This is a genomic window from Paralimibaculum aggregatum, assembly GCF_030270585.1.
GTDB classification, from domain to species: domain Bacteria; phylum Pseudomonadota; class Alphaproteobacteria; order Rhodobacterales; family Rhodobacteraceae; genus Thermohalobaculum; species Thermohalobaculum aggregatum.
This window is the reverse complement of the sequence record NZ_BSYI01000015.1, coordinates 97,556-114,998: the sequence shown is the minus strand read 5'-3', so window position 1 is coordinate 114,998 and position 17,443 is coordinate 97,556. Positions and strand designations below refer to the sequence as shown.

At 73.9% G+C, this 17,443-nt stretch carries 18 protein-coding genes and 1 pseudogene; 11 read left to right on the top strand and 8 right to left on the bottom strand.

Going from position 1 to position 17,443, the window contains the following annotated elements; genetic code table 11:
* From QSJ97_RS11365 to QSJ97_RS11355, 3 genes and pseudogenes are all read right to left on the bottom strand, one after another.
* Nucleotides 1–1,327 (bottom strand): annotated as a pseudogene (locus QSJ97_RS11365) (hypothetical protein); the annotation flags it as partial.
* A gap of 67 nt (nt 1,328–1,394) precedes the next feature.
* Nucleotides 1,395–1,952 (bottom strand): hypothetical protein, encoded by a 558-nt coding sequence (locus QSJ97_RS11360; protein WP_285671878.1) that lies wholly within the window; start codon nt 1,950–1,952, stop codon nt 1,395–1,397.
* Between the two features lies 1 nt (nt 1,953).
* On the bottom strand, nt 1,954–3,483 hold the full coding sequence (locus QSJ97_RS11355) for a hypothetical protein (protein ID WP_285671877.1): 1,530 nt from the start codon (nt 3,481–3,483) through the stop codon (nt 1,954–1,956).
* 128 nt (nt 3,484–3,611) lie between these two features.
* Between QSJ97_RS11355 and QSJ97_RS11350 the strand changes: the two genes are divergently transcribed.
* The 6 genes from QSJ97_RS11350 to ykgO all read left to right on the top strand — a co-directional run bounded on the left by QSJ97_RS11350 (nt 3,612) and on the right by ykgO (nt 10,012).
* Nucleotides 3,612–5,234, top strand: a complete 1,623-nt coding sequence (locus QSJ97_RS11350) for a formylglycine-generating enzyme family protein (protein ID WP_285671876.1) — start codon at nt 3,612–3,614, stop codon at nt 5,232–5,234.
* A 128-nt stretch (nt 5,235–5,362) separates the two neighbouring features.
* Nucleotides 5,363–6,421 carry a TAXI family TRAP transporter solute-binding subunit gene (locus QSJ97_RS11345; protein WP_285671875.1) on the top strand — a complete coding sequence of 353 codons (1,059 nt, stop codon included), beginning with the start codon at nt 5,363–5,365 and terminating at the stop codon, nt 6,419–6,421.
* Complete coding sequence (locus QSJ97_RS11340; protein ID WP_285671874.1) at nt 6,421–9,165, top strand: hypothetical protein; 2,745 nt, start codon at nt 6,421–6,423, stop codon at nt 9,163–9,165. The genes QSJ97_RS11345 and QSJ97_RS11340 overlap by 1 nt, the downstream gene beginning before the upstream one ends.
* 138 nt (nt 9,166–9,303) lie before the next feature.
* On the top strand, nt 9,304–9,501 hold the full coding sequence (gene rpmI / locus QSJ97_RS11335) for a 50S ribosomal protein L35 (RefSeq protein WP_285671873.1): 198 nt from the start codon (nt 9,304–9,306) through the stop codon (nt 9,499–9,501).
* A gap of 12 nt (nt 9,502–9,513) precedes the next feature.
* Nucleotides 9,514–9,876 carry a 50S ribosomal protein L20 gene (rplT, locus tag QSJ97_RS11330; RefSeq protein ID WP_285671872.1) on the top strand — a complete coding sequence of 121 codons (363 nt, stop codon included), beginning with the start codon at nt 9,514–9,516 and terminating at the stop codon, nt 9,874–9,876.
* A 10-nt stretch (nt 9,877–9,886) separates the two neighbouring features.
* Entirely contained in the window at nt 9,887–10,012 is a 126-nt protein-coding gene (gene ykgO, locus QSJ97_RS11325; RefSeq protein WP_285671871.1) for a type B 50S ribosomal protein L36, read from the top strand.
* A gap of 377 nt (nt 10,013–10,389) precedes the next feature.
* On the opposite strand, the gene QSJ97_RS11320 is transcribed toward ykgO, so the two are convergent.
* Nucleotides 10,390–11,634, bottom strand: coding sequence for a phenylacetate--CoA ligase family protein (locus tag QSJ97_RS11320; RefSeq protein ID WP_285671870.1), 1,245 nt, complete (start codon nt 11,632–11,634; stop codon nt 10,390–10,392).
* A gap of 92 nt (nt 11,635–11,726) precedes the next feature.
* Nucleotides 11,727–12,242, bottom strand: coding sequence for a hypothetical protein (locus QSJ97_RS11315; protein WP_285671869.1), 516 nt, complete (start codon nt 12,240–12,242; stop codon nt 11,727–11,729).
* A 139-nt stretch (nt 12,243–12,381) separates the two neighbouring features.
* Here QSJ97_RS11315 and QSJ97_RS11310 point away from each other — a divergent pair, with 139 nt between their 5' ends.
* On the top strand, nt 12,382–13,284 hold the full coding sequence (locus tag QSJ97_RS11310; RefSeq protein ID WP_285671868.1) for a bifunctional methylenetetrahydrofolate dehydrogenase/methenyltetrahydrofolate cyclohydrolase: 903 nt from the start codon (nt 12,382–12,384) through the stop codon (nt 13,282–13,284).
* 30 nt (nt 13,285–13,314) lie between these two features.
* Here the strand turns inward: QSJ97_RS11310 and QSJ97_RS11305 are convergent, their stop codons facing one another.
* A complete protein-coding gene (locus QSJ97_RS11305; RefSeq protein WP_285671867.1) occupies nt 13,315–13,986 on the bottom strand; it encodes a glutathione S-transferase family protein in 672 nt (223 codons plus the stop codon).
* Here QSJ97_RS11305 and QSJ97_RS11300 point away from each other — a divergent pair.
* The 4 genes from QSJ97_RS11300 (at nt 13,985) to QSJ97_RS11285 (ending at nt 16,223) form a co-directional block, all read left to right on the top strand.
* Nucleotides 13,985–14,524 carry a MarR family winged helix-turn-helix transcriptional regulator gene (locus tag QSJ97_RS11300; protein ID WP_285671866.1) on the top strand — a complete coding sequence of 180 codons (540 nt, stop codon included), beginning with the start codon at nt 13,985–13,987 and terminating at the stop codon, nt 14,522–14,524. The genes QSJ97_RS11305 and QSJ97_RS11300 overlap by 2 nt on opposite strands.
* Nucleotides 14,525–14,575: 51 nt before the next feature.
* A complete protein-coding gene (locus tag QSJ97_RS11295) occupies nt 14,576–15,106 on the top strand; it encodes a GbsR/MarR family transcriptional regulator (RefSeq protein WP_285671865.1) in 531 nt (176 codons plus the stop codon).
* A 242-nt stretch (nt 15,107–15,348) separates the two neighbouring features.
* The gene (locus tag QSJ97_RS11290) at nt 15,349–15,885 is read left to right on the top strand and encodes a hypothetical protein (RefSeq protein ID WP_285671864.1); all 537 of its coding nucleotides are present in this window, start codon (nt 15,349–15,351) and stop codon (nt 15,883–15,885) included.
* A complete protein-coding gene (locus QSJ97_RS11285) occupies nt 15,882–16,223 on the top strand; it encodes a hypothetical protein (protein WP_285671863.1) in 342 nt (113 codons plus the stop codon). Before QSJ97_RS11290 ends, QSJ97_RS11285 begins: the two co-directional genes overlap by 4 nt.
* Here the strand turns inward: QSJ97_RS11285 and QSJ97_RS11280 are convergent.
* Nucleotides 16,220–16,681, bottom strand: a complete 462-nt coding sequence (locus QSJ97_RS11280; RefSeq protein WP_285671862.1) for a PaaI family thioesterase — start codon at nt 16,679–16,681, stop codon at nt 16,220–16,222. The genes QSJ97_RS11285 and QSJ97_RS11280 overlap by 4 nt on opposite strands.
* Entirely contained in the window at nt 16,678–17,379 is a 702-nt protein-coding gene (pdeM, locus tag QSJ97_RS11275; protein ID WP_285671861.1) for a ligase-associated DNA damage response endonuclease PdeM, read from the bottom strand. The genes QSJ97_RS11280 and pdeM overlap by 4 nt, the downstream gene beginning before the upstream one ends.
* Between the last annotated feature and the right edge of the window lie 64 nt (nt 17,380–17,443).

Below are 17,443 nucleotides of genomic sequence, written 5' to 3'. Positions count from 1 at the left end.
CGCCGTGCACCGCCGGGTCGGGACCGGGGGGCAGGGGCGGCAGGCCTGCCGCCGGTGCTGCCGGAGCAGGGCCACCGGCCGCCGCCAGCCAGACCGTCAGCGGCGCCGGCGCCAGCCGGGCCGGCAGCGCGGTGTCGATGGCCTTCGGAACGGCGTGCGGAGCGGGTGCGGCCAGGGCCGCGCCATGGGCCACCGCCTCGAGCCGGGGCAGCGGCCGATCCGCCCGGGCGGGCGGCGGCGCGGCCGTGAGCCCTGCCGGGGCGCCGATCCAGAGCCGGGGCCGCGGCGGGGCGGCCCGCCGGAAGACGATGCGGCGCACGCCGCGGGCAGGCGGCAGGCGGCTCGCCCAGTGATCGACCATGACGCCGTCGGCATAGCTCGCGCGGCGGGCTCCGAGATCGGGCCCGGCGGCCCTGATCGAAGCGGGCGCGGCCGTGGGCACCGCCGGTTCCGGCAGATCGGGCGCGGCGAGCGCCGGCGGCCGCAGGGGCTCGCCGGCGCCGCCGGTGCCTGTGCCGGTATCTCCGCCGGTGCCTTCGTCGATGCCGACGAGGCGCGGCAGCGGGTCGGGCTTCGGCTCCGGCACGGGCGCGGTGGCGAGCCAGATCCCGGCGCCGCCGGCGGCCAGCGCCAGCGCCGCCAGCGCGGCGATCCGGCCGTGCGAGCGCCGCGGTGCCGGCGATGCCGCCGCCGCCGGTGCCACCGGCAGGGGCGCAACCTCCGGCTCTGCCGGCTCGGGCCGGGAGGCGGCGGCGATCACCGGGCGGAACTCGGCGATCAGCGGCGCCAGCGCGCCGACGGGCCGCAGCAGGGCGCCCTCGGGCACCTCCGCCCTGGCCTCCTCGAGCTGCTCCTCCGGCACCAGGATCTCGACGGCGATGCCGCGCGCCATCAGCGCCCGGAACCGTTCGGCGGATTTCTGGAGCTTGGTCGGCACGCATTCCACGGGGCGGGTCGACCAGGTCGAGGTGCCGATCTCGCCGGTGGTCCAGATCAGCCGCGTGGCCTCGGCCTCGTCGGTCACCAGCCGGCCGGTGGCGAGCGCGAGATTGACCAGGGTCAGGCCGAGCTGCCAGCTCTTGCCGGTCTCGATCAGCAGGCCGAGCTCGACATAGAGCTTGCCGGCCGGCGTCGCGAGCCCCTCTGCCGCGAGATGCGCGCGCAGGCGGCTGTCGAAGCCGTCGACGATCGGGTTGACCCCGGCGCCGATATAGTTGTCGTCGAAGAGCTGGAGGCAGGAGCAGGGCGCGCCCTCGTCATACTCCGCGACGCGGACGGTCGCGGGACCGCCCGTGGTCGCGATGTCGATGAGGATGCGGTCGTCCACGGGTCCCTCCCGCGGGGGTCAGCCCGCTCTGGCCCGCTGCGGGCCTGGCAGTGGATATGGCCCCGGCTCAGGCGAGATGGAAGCTGCGCTCGGGGTCGCGGATCGCGGCGAGCACCGGATGGTCGCTCGGCAGCACCACCTGGATCACCCCCTCGGCCGGCTCGCCGAGGCCGAGCGGCTCGACCGCCGGGCGGTCGGCTTCCGGGTGCACCACCAGCCGGCGCGGCACCGCGGCGCCGGGGGCCAGGGTGATCGCGAGGAAGCTGCGCTCGGGGCGTTTCGCCGAGGCGCGGATCTCGATGGTATAGGCCCCGGCCTCGCGGGTCAGCACGTCGCCGGTGCTGGCGGCGCGGACCTCGCCGAACATCGCCACCGCGTCGCGCGCCAGGATCTCGCGATAGGTCCGCGCCACCCAGAAGTCGGATTTCGCGGCCTCCTCGACGCGGGCACGCGCCTCCGCATCGCCGAGCGCGGCGGCGCGGTGGATGTCGCCATAGGTCGGGCGGACCTCGCGCGCCGCGGCGCTGCGGCCGCGCTCGAGGCGCAGCGTCAGCGCGATGTCGGCCGCGACGGCGCGGTCGAGCATGGCATCGCGCGCCTCGCCGGTCGGGATCTCGAACTCCATCTCACGTCTCCTTGCCATACATCTCTCCGAAGGCGTCGGCGAACACCGCGCGGTCCTCTGCGAAGCGCTCGACCAGTTCCCCCGGCATTGCCGCCTCGAGCTCGCCGAGCAGCCCGGCGAGCTCCGATAGCGGGGTGATCGCCGCCTCGAAGGCCTCGCCGATCTCCGGATCGTCGAAGGCCTCGCCGAAGCCGGCGCGGCGCACCCCGCGATAGGCCTTGCGGGTCTCGCTCGCGGTGGGTTCCGGCAGGTTGATCTGCCGCCGCGTCGCCGTCACATAGGCCGAGGCATGAAGCATCTGGCGCAGATGCGCCCGCAGCCGGGCATAGCGCTCGGCCACCGCCGGATAGCCCGCCTCGTCCGGGTCCTCCAGCTTCTCGAGGGCGATGAGCGGCCCAAGCGCCCTTTTGAAGCGCAGCGCGTTGATGATCTCGTTCTGCGCGCCGCCCATCACCTCCGAGCGCAGCACCGCGAGCGGGAAGGCCCGCACCGCGCCCCAGAGCCGGGCGGCGATCTCGAGATTGCGCGTCTCGGCGCCGGTGAGGAACTTCACCCGGCCCACCGGATCCTCGGCGAGCGCATCGAGCGGCGAGGGCAGGCCCTCCTCCACGGTCTCGAACGTCGCCTGGTCATCGGTGAGCTGCAAGTATCCCTCCTCGTCATCGGCGGCCTGCGGCCGGTAGAGCCGCTGGAAATCCTCGCCTTCCCGCAATGCCAGAAGCAGGGCGACAAATGCCCGGTGCACGGTGCGGAACTGGCGGAAGTCGTCCGAGCGGCCGCCGGGCTCCGCGCCCCTCAGCCAGAAGGCGAGAATCGCGCCGTCGTCAATGGTCCAGCGCCGCTCGCCGGCCTCGGTCTCCCTCGCGGTCTCGTCGAGATGGGCGGCCAGCGCCTCCAGCCGGTCGCGCTCGACCCGCGAGCGCATCATCCGGTCGAGCCCGGCATTGAGCGTGGCGGCGATCGCGTTGGAGGTGGCGCGGACGGTCTCGAAATCCTGCGGCGCCTCCTCGATGCGGGCGATCAGCGTCATCACCTCGCGGGCCTGCTCGGGCGCATCCGGCGCGGTCAGCAGGAACTCGAGCAGCGCATAGAGCAGCGGCAGGCGGGCATGCAGCAGGCGATAGCTCTGGTCATGGCCATAGACGAGGTTGAAGGCGTTCTCCTCCATCTCGACATGGCTGCGGATGCCCTCGAGGCCCTGCGCGAGATGCCCGGCGAGGCGCCGCGCGCGCACCGGCCCGTCAAAGCCGTAGAGCGTGTCGAGCGCCCGGCCGGAGGGGCTGATCGCCGCCGCCATGCCGATCAGGTGGGCAAACTGGAACACCGCGTCGCGCAGGTCGGCCCCGCGCGCGAGCAGCGAGCGCTCGAGATAGCGCACCGTGCTCTCGGAGAAGCGCGGCAGCTCGGCGCCGCCGGCCCCGCCCGACCAGGCGCGGGCATCGCGCAGCAGCTGCATGTGGTTGAGGAAGCTCTCGCTCGTGGCGCTGGCCGCGAGCCCCGCGCGGGCGAACTCCATCTTGATCACGGGCATCGTCGTCCTCAACCTCCCTCGCCCGGGGCCGCGGCCTGCGGCAGCCCGGAAAAACCGCTCTCCCCCGGTTATTGCAAACCACACCCCGGTTTTTATAGTCGGAACACCGCAGAAATGAGAGTCGCGCCATGCTTTTTGCACGTTTCTGGTCGACGCTGTCCAATTTCCCGGCGGTCTTCGCGGCAATTCTGATGCTCGTCTCGCTCGCCGGGCCGGCCGCGGCGCAGTATGTGCGGCCCTATGACGACGCGCTGGACGACATCGCCCGCGACATCGCCCAGGCGCTCTCGGCGCAGACCGGGCGCGGCGCCGAGGATCTCAAGTTCTCGCTGATCCGCCAGGCCCGCTCGAGCGAGGAGCTGCTCTGCCAGCCGTTCTCCGGCCGCCTCGCCCGCGGGCTCAACGACAAGCTCACCAGCTATCTCCGCGGCTTCCGCATGGACCGGATCGACAGCCAGCGCCGCGAGAGCCTCGAGGACGGCGCCGCCATCGCGGTCAAGTGGTCGGTCGAGGATGCCGATACGGTGCTGCTGCGCGCCGAGGTGATCCGCTTCTCCGACAGCAAGATCCTCGCCTCGGCGCCGGCCTATGTGGCGATGGACACGATCCCGGCGAGCGACAGGGTCTGCCTCGCCTCGGTCTCGCTCGTCGCCACCTGCACCGCGCGCGAGCCGGTGGCGCTGATGGACAGCCCGGTGCCGGAGAAGGCGAATTTCCTCGAGACCATCGAGCCGGGAGAGAGCTTCCGCGTGCTCGGCGCCTTCAACCTGCCCGCCGAGGACACCGCGCTGGCGCTGCTCATCGCCTATGCCAAGCGCAACGATCAGGAGACCGCCGAGGAGCAGCGCCGCGCCTTCGCCCTCGGCGGCACCGGCCAGCTGCGCGACTGGGCCGGCAGCGGCGTCTGCTCGGTGGCGTTCTGGGGCCCCTATGCCCCGAGGACCGCGCGGCAGGCGCGCGCCTGGGAGCCCTATCTCCCGGTGCCCGAGCAATGCGCCGACTGCCCGCCGATGATGGTGCTGCCGAAGGCGCGCTTCGCGCTGGCCGCCGCCGCGGGCGCGCGCGCGGGGCCGGAGCGGCTGATGGGCGAGGGCGTGGAGAGCGAGGTCGAGGGCCTGCTGCTGGCGGTCGGCATCACCGAGGTCACGGTGGCGCAGTGGCGGCCCTGCGAGCTTGCCCGGGCCTGCGCGCCGCTGGCCGATACCGAGACCGCCGATCTCGCCGACGGGCAGATGCCGGTCAGCGTGAGCTGGGAACAGGCGCAGGCCTATATCCGCTGGCTCAACTCGGTCTCCAACGGCCCGGTCTACCGCCTGCCGAGCGAGGCGGAATGGGAATATGCCGCCCGCGGCGAGGCCGGCTACCGCGCCGGTGCCACCCGCCCGCCGGCCTATTGGTGGGGCGACGTGATGCTGCCGGGGCGCGCGGTCTGCCAGGGCTGCGCCGCCCCCGGCGGTGCCCGCGGCGACGGGCCGATGCCGGTCGGCTTCGGCGGCGAGCGCGAGAGCCCGCGCTGGCGGCTGCAGGACATGAGCGGCAATCTCTGGGAATGGGTCGAGGACTGCTGGAGCGAGCCCGACCATCCGGTGCGCCGCGCCGGCTGCCCCTCGCGCAAGCGCGTGGTCAAGGGCGGCAGCTATGCCGACGGGCCGCTGGCACTGCGCATCGAGAACCGCGCGCCGGCGCCCGAGAGCCTGCCGCATCCGGCGATCGGCTTCCGGGTGGTCGCCTCCGAGCCGGTGCTGGAATGAGCGCCGCCGCGCCCCGTCTCGCGTCCTGGCGTCTCCCGTCCTGGCGTCTCCCGTCCTGGCGTCTCCCGTCCTGGCGTCGTCGCCTGCGGTCCTGCCTGCGTTCGCGTCCCTGCCCGAGGAGGCATCCGATGACGACATTCCCCCGCGCGGCGCTCGCCGCCCTGGCGCTCGCGGCCCTGCCCCTCGGCGCGCCGGCGCAGCAGGCGCCCGGGCCGCTCGGCCTCGCCGCCGGGCTGCCCGGCACGCCCTCGGCGCGGCTGGCGCGCGACATAGCCTCGGCGCTCTCGGCGGCAGGGATCGCGGTGGAGCCGCGCGCGGTGCCCGGCGCCTTCGGGCCGCTTGCCGCAGCGCGGCGCAGCCCTGGCGTGCAGATGGCCATCGTGCCGGGCGACCTGCCGGCCTTCCTCGGCCGCCGTCTCGGGCGCGCGGATGCCGCCGGCTTTGCCGGGCTCGGCGCCGACATGGCGCAGATCATGGCGCTGGGCGCGCAGCCGGTGCATCTGCTGGTGCGCGGCCATGCCCGCGGCATCGAGGATCTTGGCGGTGCGCGCATCGCCATCGGCGCGCTCGACAGCCCCGGCGCGGTGACCGCTGCGCTGCTGCTCGACGCCGCCCGGGTGCGGCCGGCGAGCCTCGACACCGGCCCCGTCGAGAGCGCGGTGGCCGCGCTGCTGGCGGGCCGCGTGGATGCGGTCTTCCTGACCGCGCCGGCGCCGGTGCCGCTGCTGGCCCGCGCGATCGACCGCGGCGACGGGGTGCGCCTGGTGCCGCTCGCGCCGGCGGGCGGGATCGCCGGGCACGAGCCGGCCGAGCTGCCGGCCGGGACCTATCGCTTTGCCGAGGGCGCGGTGCCGACGGTGGCGGTGCGGGCGGCACTCGTCGCCTGGCTCTATCGCGGGCCGACCTGCGAGCGCCTCGCCGAGGCCGCCACCGAGCTTGCCGCCTCGCTGGCCATGCTCGGGCGCCACGGCGATCCGCTCTGGCAGGGCGTGCGGCCGGGCCGCACCACCGGCTTCGCGCCGCATCCCTGCGGCGGGGTCGCTCCGCCGGCATCCGCTGCCGCGACGGCAGAGGCCGCGCCGGCCGCCCCGCCAGCCGCCGGTCCGGTCCCGCCGGAGGCCGGACGGCAGCTCTTCGACGCCATCGGCTCGCTGCTCGGCGGCGGCAGCGACGGGGGGAGCGAGTGATGCGCCGGACCGGGGCGCGGTTCGCCGGGGCGCTGCTCGTCGGCCTGGCCTGGTTGGCCGGGGCCATGCCGTCGGCCCGCGCCGAGATCGCCGCGGAATACTACGACGATCGCGGGCTTCTCGTGGAGGAGGTCACGCTCTATCCCGATCCTGCCCACCGCGCGCTGCTGCTCACCACCGCCACCGGACAGGGGGCCGGCGACCCGGTGGAGCGCGAGGCCCTGCGCGCCTGGCTCGAGAGCCTCGGCGTCGCGGTCACCGAGCTGGGCCCGGAGAGCCGGCCGGCCGGCGGGCTCGCCGGTGCCGTCGATGACTGGATCGCCCGGAGCGGCGGCGATCGCGATGCCGGGCTGCTGGTGGTGATCGACAGCCGCCTCGCGCCGGGGCCGGAGGGGCTGATGCTCGCCGGCACCGAGGGGCGGCCGGACGATCCGGCGCCGGACCCGGTGGCGCTGGCGCCGATCATGGAGGCGCTGGATGCGAGCGATGCGCGCCATGTGCTCGTCGCCTTCACCGCGCAGATCGCCGAGGCGGATGCGCGCTGGGGGCAGGTCAGCCGCCCCGGCAGCGGACCGGGCTGGCTCGGCCGGGCGAGCGTCTTCGACCCGGCGCGCCAGGCGCTGGTGCCCTGGAGCGCCGAGATCCGCGTCATGGCGCATCTGGTGGCGGCGCTGGCACAGTCGCCCGAATTCGGTGCGCTGGCGCCCGAGCATGCCGACCCGGACGCCTTCGTCACCGCGGCCGATCTCGCCTCGGCAGGCGGGGCGGGGCTGGCGCTCTGGAGCTTCGGGCGCAACGACCGCGGCGGCGAGTTCGTGCTCACCCGCCACGGCATCCCGGAGCGGCGCTTCGACGGGCGGCCGACGGTGCGCGAGGCCTATGCGGATGCGCTGGCGGCGCTGCGGCTCGGCAATGACCGGGCGCTGGGCGACTTCCTGCGCGACCGGGCCGAGACCCCCTGGCACCGCGCGGCGCGGCGTCAGGATGCGCTGCTGCAGGCGAGGCTCCGGGCCCGCGAGGGCGAGCGCTGCGACGCGGCGCTGGGCTTCGACCCGGCCGAGATCCTGTCGCTGAATGCCGGTGTCCTGGGCCGGCTCGACGCCTTCGCCGATGCCCGCGAGCTGGGCCGGCACTGGCTCGAGGCGGTGCGTGCGGCCACCGGCCTGGGCACGGCCGAGCTCGCCGAGATCGAGGCCCGCTGTGCGCGCGCCGAGACGGCGGCCGATGCCGCGCCCGAACGCGCGCTGCGCCTCGCCATGCTGGCACCGGGGGCGGAAGGCGCGATGGCGGCCGCCGCGGCGCTCGCGCCCTCGGCGCCGGAGCGAACGCCCGCGGCGGTGCTGGCGGCGCTCCGGCTGCTGGCCGAGGGGTCGGGCACCCAGGCGCCGGCTTCGGTGCTGGCGGCGCTCGACCGTGCCGCCGACAGCGGCAGCGGCGCCGCGCGCCTCCTGCAGGCGGTGGTGCTCTTCGACGGCACCTACCGCCCGCGCGACACCGAAGCCGCGCTGGCCGCGCTGGCGGAGGCCGCGGGCCGCGGCGTGCCGCTGGCCGATGCGCTGCGCGGCGCGGTGCTGCTCTCGGCGCATCGTGGCCCGAGCCTCTGGCGCGCCGGCCGGCTGCCCGACCGGGAGGCCGCGGCGGCGGCGGTGCGCCGGGCCGAGGAGGCCGGGATCGCGCTCGATCCGGCGCTCCGGATCGACGGGCTCGAGGTCGCGGCGCTGCGCAGCTGCGAGCGGCGGCTGGCGGTGCTCGAGCCCGAGGCGCTGCTCGACCCGGCGAAGCTCCGCGACTTCGAGGCCCTCGACACGCTGCTCAACCGCCCGGCGGAGGCGCTGGCCCCGGCGCTCGCCGGGGTGCCGGCGGCGGGGCTGCGTGCTGCCTGTGCGCGGCTGCCGGAGCCGGCCGGGCTCGACATCGAGGAACGGCTGCTGCGCGACCGGGCGGCGGCCCGGCTGGCGCTGCTCGATCTGGCGGAGGGCGCCGCGGAGGCCGCGCGGCTGCGCCTCGACGAGATCGACAACCCGGATTCCGCCGCCCTGCTGCTGGCGGCGCTGGCGGCCGAGCCCGCGCATCGCCCGGCGGCGCTGGCATCGGCGGCGGCGGCCGGTGCACCGCTGGCCGAGCTCGGCGCGGCGGTGCTGGCGCTCGAGGCCGCGGGTGGCGGCGCCGAGCGGCAATATGCGATCGAGCGGCTCAAGGGGCTCGCCGATCGCGGTGTCGGCATCGCCGATGCGCTGATCGCCGCGGCGCTCTTCGAGGCGGCGCTGATCCCGCCGGGCGCCGAGCCGGCCCGCCGCGCCACCGCCGACCGGGCGCTGGTCGAGGGCCTGCTGCGGGCGCTGGCGGCGGAGCGGCGCGGCGTGCCGATGGTGCTGGGCGCGGCGGATATCGCGCGGCTCGCGACCCGGGCGCCGGCGATGCTCGGATTTGCCCTGGGGGCGCTGGAGCCGGCCCACCGGCGGCTGCTTGGCGCCGGGCTGCCGCCGCGCGCCGGCGGGCTGGTGCTGGCCAGCAGCCGCGACGATCTCGCCCCCGGCGATGTGGTGCTGCGCGTTGCCGGCATCGAGGTCGCGGGGCTCGCGGCGGCCGAGGACACGCTCTTCAAGGCGGTGCTCGGCGCGGTCTTCCGGGGTGGCGGCACCGTGGCGGTGGAGCTCTGGCGCGGCGCCGAGGGGCAGCGCAGCGCCGAGCTCGCGCTGCCGCCGCATCTCGCCGATATCGCGCTGCCTTCCGGCCTGCGCTGAGGGCGCCGCGGCGGGTGCCGCCACGGCCCGCGGGGTTGCCAAGCGCCCTCTGGAAAGCTATAGACGCCGCTTCCAAACGGGTCGCCCGGCCGGGACTGGGCTGCCGCGGCGACCCCGAACATCGACCAGGAGATCGAAATGCCCAAGATGAAGACCAAGTCGGGCGCGAAGAAGCGCTTCAAGGTCACCGCCAACGGACGCGTCAAGGTCGCACAGGCCGGCAAGCGCCACGGCATGATCAAGCGCACCACCAAGTTCATTCGCAACGCACGCGGCACGACCGTGCTCTCCAAGCAGGATGAGCGCATCGTGAAGCAGTTCCTGCCCTACGCCTGAGGAGGATAGTCCATGCCCCGAGTGAAAGGTGGAACTGTCACCCATGCGCGCCACCGCAAGGTGGTCAAGGCGGCGAAGGGCCATTACGGCGCCCGCTCGCGCAACTTCCGTACCGCGAAGCAGTCGGTCGACAAGGCGCTGCAGTACCAGACCCGCGACCGCAAGGTCAGGAAGCGGAATTTCCGCTCGCTGTGGATCCAGCGGATCAACGCGGCGGTGCGCGAGCATGATGTCGAGATGACCTATTCGCGCTTCATCGACGGGCTCGCCAAGTCCGGCATCGAGGTGGACCGCAAGGTGCTCGCCGATCTCGCCGTGCATGATCCGGCGGGTTTCAACGCAATCGTCGACCGCGCTCGCGCGGCGCTGGCCTGAGGAGGCGGATATGAAGGTCAAGAGCTCGTTGCGCTCGCTCAAGGCACGCCATCGCGACTGCCAGGTCGTGAAGCGGCGCGGCCGGGTCTACGTGATCAACAAGACCCAGAAGAAGTTCAAGGCCCGCCAGGGCTGATCCGGTCGGGGCATCGCGCCCCGCCGACCGCAAGACCGAAGCCCGGCCGCCCTGCGCGCCGGGCTTTTTCACGTGTGCGCGGGCGGTGCCGGTCCGCTGCCGGGCACCGCGCCGGCGCATCGGGCCGCGCGCCCGGGCCCTTCCGGGGCGCGGCGGAGGCGCCGGTGGCACGGGCCCGTGCGGCGCGGCCTCCCCGGGATGCCCAATGGATGCAGGCGCCCATGCCGGGGCCGTTCGCGTTCCCGGCGTCGCAGTTGGAATGGTTCGCGTCGTCGCCAGCGCTTCGATGCAGAGCAGAACCCGGCGGCGCATCCAAGCCGCTCGGCGAGGCCGGTCCGGAGGCGGGCGCCCCGCATGCCGGGGCGCCTCGGGGACGCTCAGTCGAACTTGCGGATGTCGTCGATCACCTTGCCGTCATTGGGCAGGCTGCCGGGGCTGGCGGTCTCGACCTCGCCGCGCAGCTTGCAGACATCGCGCAGCGTCTCGGCCACCGCGGCGGCGAGCCCGGCGGACGCCGCCGCCGTCTCGATCGCCAGGGTCATCGTATCGGCATCCCCAACGCGGGAGACCGTGAGCCGGGCCTTCAGCACCTCCGGGTGCCGGCGCACCACCTCGGCGACCTGTTCGGGGCGAACAAACATCCCCTTGACCTTGGTGGTCTGATCGGCCCGCCCCATCCAGCCCCTGATCCGCGGGCCGGTGCGGCCGCAGGGCGAGGCGCCGGGCAGCACCGCCGAGAGATCCCCGGTGGCGAAGCGGATCAGCGGATAGTCCCAGTTCAGCGTGGTCACCACCACCTTGCCGACCTCGCCATCGGGCACCGGGTCGCCGGTGCCGGGGCGGCAGATCTCGACGATGGCGCCCTCGTCGCAGACCATGCCGGGGTTGGGGCCGTCCGGACCGCCGGTCTCGTAGGCGATGAGCCCGAGATCGGCGGTGGCATAGCATTGCAGGCAGGCGATCCCGGCCTCGGCATAGCCCTGGCGCATGGCCGGGAAGAGCGGGCCGCCGGAGACCAGCGCGCGGGTTATCTTCAGCGCGCGGCCGAGCTCGGCGGCCTTGTCGATCAGCGTCTTCAGGAAATCCGGCGTGCCGGCATAGAAGCTGGCCCCGGTCTCGGCCGCGGCGGTGGCCTGGGCCTCGGAATTGCCGACGCCGCCCGGCAGCACCGTGGCGCCGATCCCGCGGGCGCCGCTCTCCAGCATGTGGCCGGCCGGGGTCAGGTGATAGGCGAAGGCATTGTGCATCACGTCGTCCCGGCGCAGCCCTGCCGCCCAGAGCGCGCGCGCCAGGCGCCACCAGTCGGCGCCGGCGATGCCGGGCTCGTAGATCGGGCCGGGAGACTGGAACACCAGGTCGAAATCGCTGGCCGGGCGGGTGGTGAGCGCGCCGAAGGGGGGTGCCGCGCGCTGCATCTCGCCGAGCGCGCTCTTGCGCAGCACCGGAAGCCTGGCCAGCGCGGCGCGATCGGTCACGCTCGCCGGATCGGTGCCGGCCAGCTGCGCCGCCCAGCCCGGCGCATCCGCCATCGCCTCGACGAGGAGCTTGCGCAGGCTCTCGAACTGCGCGCGCTCGCGGGCCTCGGGGGCGCGGGTCTCCAGCTCGTCGTAGTGCTCGGCCATGTCCTGTTCCTCCCGGTTCTCGGCTGTTTGCCCGAGTTTGAGCACAGCCGGGCGGGGAGGGCCAGCACGGAGCGGAAGGCGGCGCCGCGGGATCAGCCCTTGTAGGGCGTCGGCGGGCGCGGGCCGCAGGCATCCAGCACGCGGCCGATGGTCTTGGTCGAGCGCACCACGTTGACCGGGCCGAGGCCGGGGCCGTCGAGCAGCACCGCGCGGGCCTCGCGGCGCGAGCCGGCCAGCAGCCGGGCGGCGTCTGCCGCCGCCGGGCCCTCGATCACCAGCACGCCGTAGCGGTTGGTCACGCCGCTGAGCGGCAGCGTGCCGAGCTCGGTCTCGAGCGTCAGCGCCATCGGCGTCTCGGCCGGCATGCCCGGGCGCCGCGCGAAGCTCGCCGCGACATCGCCATGGGGCGTGCAGTAGATCGTCACCCGATTGGCCGAGATCCCGGCCTCGCCGACCATGTTGACCGTGACCGCACCGGGCCGCCCCTCCACCTGCGCCGATTTCCAGCGTCCCACCGGCTCGGCCGCCGCGGCGAAGGCGGTGCCGATGCCGAGGGCCAGTGCGAGGAGCGCGGCGGGGCCGCGGCGCGGCGGACGGGAAAATCGCATGGAACAGGCTCCTCGATGGCAACCGGTGACGGTTTCTTTGTCTGCATGATACCAACCACAGGCCGCGAATCGCAGGCCACAGGCCGCAGGATCGGCCGGGCGCGACAATTGCGCCGCGAGAGGACACAGAGGAGACGCCATGAGCGCGGAGATCATCGACGGGAAGGCATTCGCCGCCCGGATCCGGGGCGAGGTCGGGAGCCATGTCGCCCGGCTGAAGCAGGAGCACGGCATCGTGCCGGGGCTCGCGGTGGTGCTGGTGGGCGAGGACCCGGCGAGCCAGGTCTATGTCCGCAACAAGGGCAAGCAGACCGTCGAGGCCGGGATGCACTCCGAGGAGCACCGGATGGACGCCTCGGTCTCCGAGGCCGAGGTGATCGCCATGGTCGAGCGCCTGAACGCCGATCCGAAGATCCACGGCATCCTCGTGCAGCTGCCCCTGCCGAGCCACATGAATTCCGAGATCGTCATCAACACGATCAGCCCGGCCAAGGATGTCGACGGCTTCCACATCTCCAATGTGGGGCTCCTCGGCACCGGCCAGAAATCGATGGTCCCCTGCACCCCGCTCGGCTGTCTGATGATGCTGCGCGACCGGTTCGGCAGCCTCTCCGGGCAGAACGCGGTGGTGGTCGGCCGCTCCAACATCGTCGGCAAGCCGATGTTCAACCTGCTGCTGCGCGACAGCGCCACCGTGACCGTGGCGCACAGCCGCACCAGGGACATCGAGGCGGTCTGCCGCGGCGCCGACATCCTCGTCGCGGCGGTCGGCCGGCCGGAGATGATCCGGGGCGACTGGGTGAAGCCCGGCGCCACCGTGATCGATGTCGGCATCAACCGCGTGCCGGCGCCGGAGAAGGGCGAGGGCAAGCACCGCATCGTCGGCGACTGCCATTTCGAGAGCTGTGCCGAGGTGGCCGGTGCGATCACCCCGGTGCCGGGGGGCGTCGGCCCGATGACCATCGCCTGCCTGCTGGCCAACACGCTCACCGCCTGCTGCCGGGCCAACCGGCTGCCGGAGCCGGAAGGGCTGACCGCCTGACACGCGCGGCCGCCCTCGGAGCCCCCGGGCTCAGGCGGCGGCCGCGCCGATCAGCGCGCTCTGCCTTGCGCGCAGGAAGGCTTCGAGCCGGGCGGGATAGTCCGCCCCCACCGCCGCCCGGACCGAGGGCCGCGCCGCCAGCGCCGCCCGCCATTCCGCGATGCCGGGGAAGGGCGCGAGCAGATCCGGCGCGCCGAGCCGCTCGAAGGTCTCGAAATAGCGGAAGACCGGGGCGAAGGCGGCATCCACCAGGGTGAACCGCTGCCCCGCGAAATACGGCCCCTTGCCGAGCGCTGCCGCGACCGGGGCGAGGCTCTCCGCAAGCCGTTCGCCTGCCGCCGCCAGCGCTGCCGCTTCGCGGGCGTTGTAGAACTCGGCGATGCGGTCGAGAACCCGGCTCGCCGCCTCGATCCAGGCGCGGTGGCGGGCGCGGGTCACCGGGTCCGCCGGGTGCAGCGGGCGGCCCGAGGTCTCCTCCAGATATTCGAGGATCGCCGCCGATTCGAAGAGCGCCTCGCGGCGGCCCGCCATATCCACGAGCAGCACCGGAACCTTGTCGAGCGGCGAGACCTTCCGGAACCAGTCCGGCTTGTCCGCGAGGTCGATCCAGACCCGTTTGAACGGGGTGCCGGTTTCCGCCATCGCGATCGCCGCGCGCTGGACATAGGGGCACAAGGGGTGGCTGACGAGAGTGAGGGACATGCTTGCCTCCAGTGAATGCGATTGCATGTATATAGATGCAAACGCATCTACTGGCAAGCTTGATGCAATTGCATTGATCCAGTACCCGTTCCGTATGACCGCAACCGACGAGATGGCCCTCTGGGCCCGCTTCCTCCGCACCGGGCGGACCGTCCTTGCTGCCGTCGAGGGCGAGCTGAAGGCCGCCGGCCTGCCGCCGCTCGAGCACTACGACGCGCTGCTCGAGCTGCGCCGCGCCGCGCCCGGAGGGCTCCGTCCGAAGGCGCTGGAGGCGCGGATGCTGCTCGCGCAATACGGCATCTCCCGCCTGATCGACCGGCTGGTCCGCGACGGCCTTGCCGAACGCCGGCCCTGCCTGGAAGACCGCCGCGGCCAGATCGTCACCATCACGCCGGCCGGCGAGGCGCTGCTCGCACGCATGTGGCCGGTCTACCGCGCTGCCGTCGCGCGGCATTTCCGCTCGCGCCTGGATCCCGACACCGCTGCCGGGCTCGAACGCGCGCTGCTGCGGCTCTCCGCCCCACCCGGGCCCGATTGATCGAGGCTGTGCCTTCTGTTATTTCTGTCTTGTCAGAAATTGGAGATGGCAATGCAGCTCACACCGGCGATGCGGGATTTCATCCTCCACTGGGGGGAGATGGGCGCGCGCTGGGGCGTCAACCGCTCGGTGGCGCAGATCCACGCGCTGCTGCACCTCGCCGAGCGCCCGCTGCCCGCCGAGGAGATCGCCGAGACGCTGAACATGGCGCGCTCCAACGTCTCCACCGGGCTGCGCGAGCTGCAATCCTGGCGCCTCGTGCAGGTGAGCCGCCAGCTCGGCGACCGGCGCGACCATTTCACCTCCGTCGAGGACATGCTCGACCTTGTCCGCCGGGTGGTCGAAGGCCGCCGTGCCCGCGAATACGCCCCCACCGTCGAGGCGGTGCGCGAGACCCTTGCCGCGGCCGAGGCCGACGGCACGCCCGCCCGGGTCGTCGCGCGCATCCGCGGGACTCTCGAGGTGATGGAGATGTTCGACCGCTGGTATTCCGAGATGGCACGGCTGCCGCAGGGCACCCAGCTCACGCTGCTCCGCATGGGCGCGCGGATCGCGCGGCTGCTGCCCAAGGCGGCGGAATAGGAGGGATGATGGACAGCGAGAGACAGGCGGCCTTCCTTCGCCGCATCGGCCAGCCGGGAGAGGCGGCAACGCGCCACTACCTCGCCGAGCTCGGCTGGGTCCGGCCGGAGGACGGGGACGGCCCTGCGGAACGGATCGGCCGAGCGGAGGCGGAAAGCCCTCCGGCACTGCCCCTCGGCCCGCTTCCCGTCGGGGCATGAGGCCATGCGTTTTTCTGGCCATCAGTTTCGGAGCATACAGAAATGATCGACAGGTTCGACAGGCTGCTCCCCGACCGCGTGCCATTGGCCGCGCTGCCCGTTCCGGCCCCGGTCGCCGATCCGCCCGAGCCGCCGGCGGCACCTCCCCGCAGCCGTGCCGATGGCTTCTGGCAGGGGCTCGTCGGCGGCTATCTGGCGCTCGCAAGCATCGCCGCGCTTGCCCTGGCCCTGCCGCCGACGCGGATCGTCGGCTGGGTCATGGGCGCCGCGCTGGTGCTCGGTCTGCCAGCCTATCTATTGATCGGTTGCCCCGCATTCTGGCAGATGCTGCGCCGGATGCGCCCGGGGCAGTCCCTCGCCTGGGCCGGCCTGCGGACCGGCTTCCTCGCGAATTTCGGAACGCTGCCACTCTATGCGCTCGGGCTGCTCGCCCTGCTGCCGCCGGCGGAGGCGCTGCGGATCGCCGCTTCCTGCTTCCTGCTCGGCTTTCCCGCCGCCGCCATCATGGGCCTCGCGGCCGGCATGATCGCCGAGCGCACGCTGTCTTCCCGATCCAGAACACAGGAGCCATGCCGATGACCGACCTGATCTACTTCACCGTCTCGCTCTCCGGCCTCGCCGCCCTCGCGGCCGTGCTGGTGGTGATCGGGCGCATGGCGGGCGACTGCCCGCAGACCGCCGGCGCCGCCCGCCTCGCGACCTGGGTGGTGGTGACCGGCTTCATCGCCCTCGGGATCGGCGCGGTGGCGCTGATCGGCGCGGCGCTGCCGGTGCTCTCCGAAGGCCGCGCTGCCGGGCTCTACCTGGCGATAGGGCTGCTCGCCATCGCGCTCGGCTTCGGCTTCTACAACGCCGCCACCATGCTGCGCGACATCCTCGCCGCGGCGCCCCGGGCCGGCGAGGGCAGCGCGGGCTAGGTCTCGCGCTCGGCAAGGCCCTCGACCGCCATGAAGGTGCCGAGGGCGGTGGCGATGGCGGTCTCCGTGCCGTCATCGCCCGTCGCCACGACATCGCTCCGGGCCACCGTGAGGCGCCGGCCGGCGCGCTCGACCCGCCCGCGCGCCAGGAGCCGCCCCTCTGCCGGGGCCAGCAGGTTGATCTTCAGCTCCACCGTCAGCACGGTGCGGTCGGCCGGCATCAGAGACTGCGCCGCGAAACCGGCGGCGCTGTCGGCAATCGCCCAGGTCGCCCCGGCATGGCCGAAGCCATGCTGCTGCGTCAGCACGTGGCGCAGGGGCAGCGCGATCTCGACCGTGCCGGGGGCGACCGAGACGAGCTCCGCCCCGAGATGTGCCATGAAGGGCTGCCGCGCGAAGGAGCGCCGGATCCGCGCCGCGAAATCCGGATCGCGCGGGGTGGGGGCCGTGCCGCTCATCGCGCCAGCCCCGACCGCGGCAGCGCCACCATCGGCTGCCCGGTGAGCAGCGCCTGCGCCTGCCCGCCGAACAGCGGATCGAATGCCGGGGCCGCCGCATCCAGCCCGCCGGTATAGGTGCCGAAGGCCGGCAGGATCAGCCGCATGCCGTCGCTCAGGAAACAGGGGCGGGCGATCCGCTGTCCGCGCAGCGCCAGCCTCGCCTTGGGATGATAATGCCCGGAGATCTCGCCGGCCCCGGCCTCCGGCGCGGCGATGTGGCGGAAGGCGAGGGGCCCGATCCGGGCCTCTGCCCGTGCTTCCCCGGGCAGGCCGGGGGGGCGCGGGTCGTGGTTCCCGGCAATCCAGGTGAGCTGTCGCCCCGCCGCGAGCCGGGCGATCCGCGCCGCGAGATCGGGGGAGAGACGCCGCGCCGCCTCGCCGTCGTCGAAGCTGTCGCCGAGGCAGAGAAGATGCGCCGGCGCCAGCCGCGCCACCTCCGCCTCGAGCCGCAGGAGCGTGTCGGCGCAGGCATAGGGCGGCAGCAGCGCGCCGCCATGCCGCGCCGTGCGCTCCGCCCTGCCGAGATGCAGGTCCGCCACCGCCAGCAGCCGCGCATCGGCCCACCACAGCGCACCGGAAGGGCAGGCGGTGAGCGCCGTGCCGGCCAGCATGAGGGGCAGGCCGGCGGGCGCGGGTTCGGCAAGGCTGGCTGTCATCGCGGGCTCCGTGTTCGTGAACAAAGAGCTAACACGGAGCCGCGGCCAAGGGAAGGGACGAGCC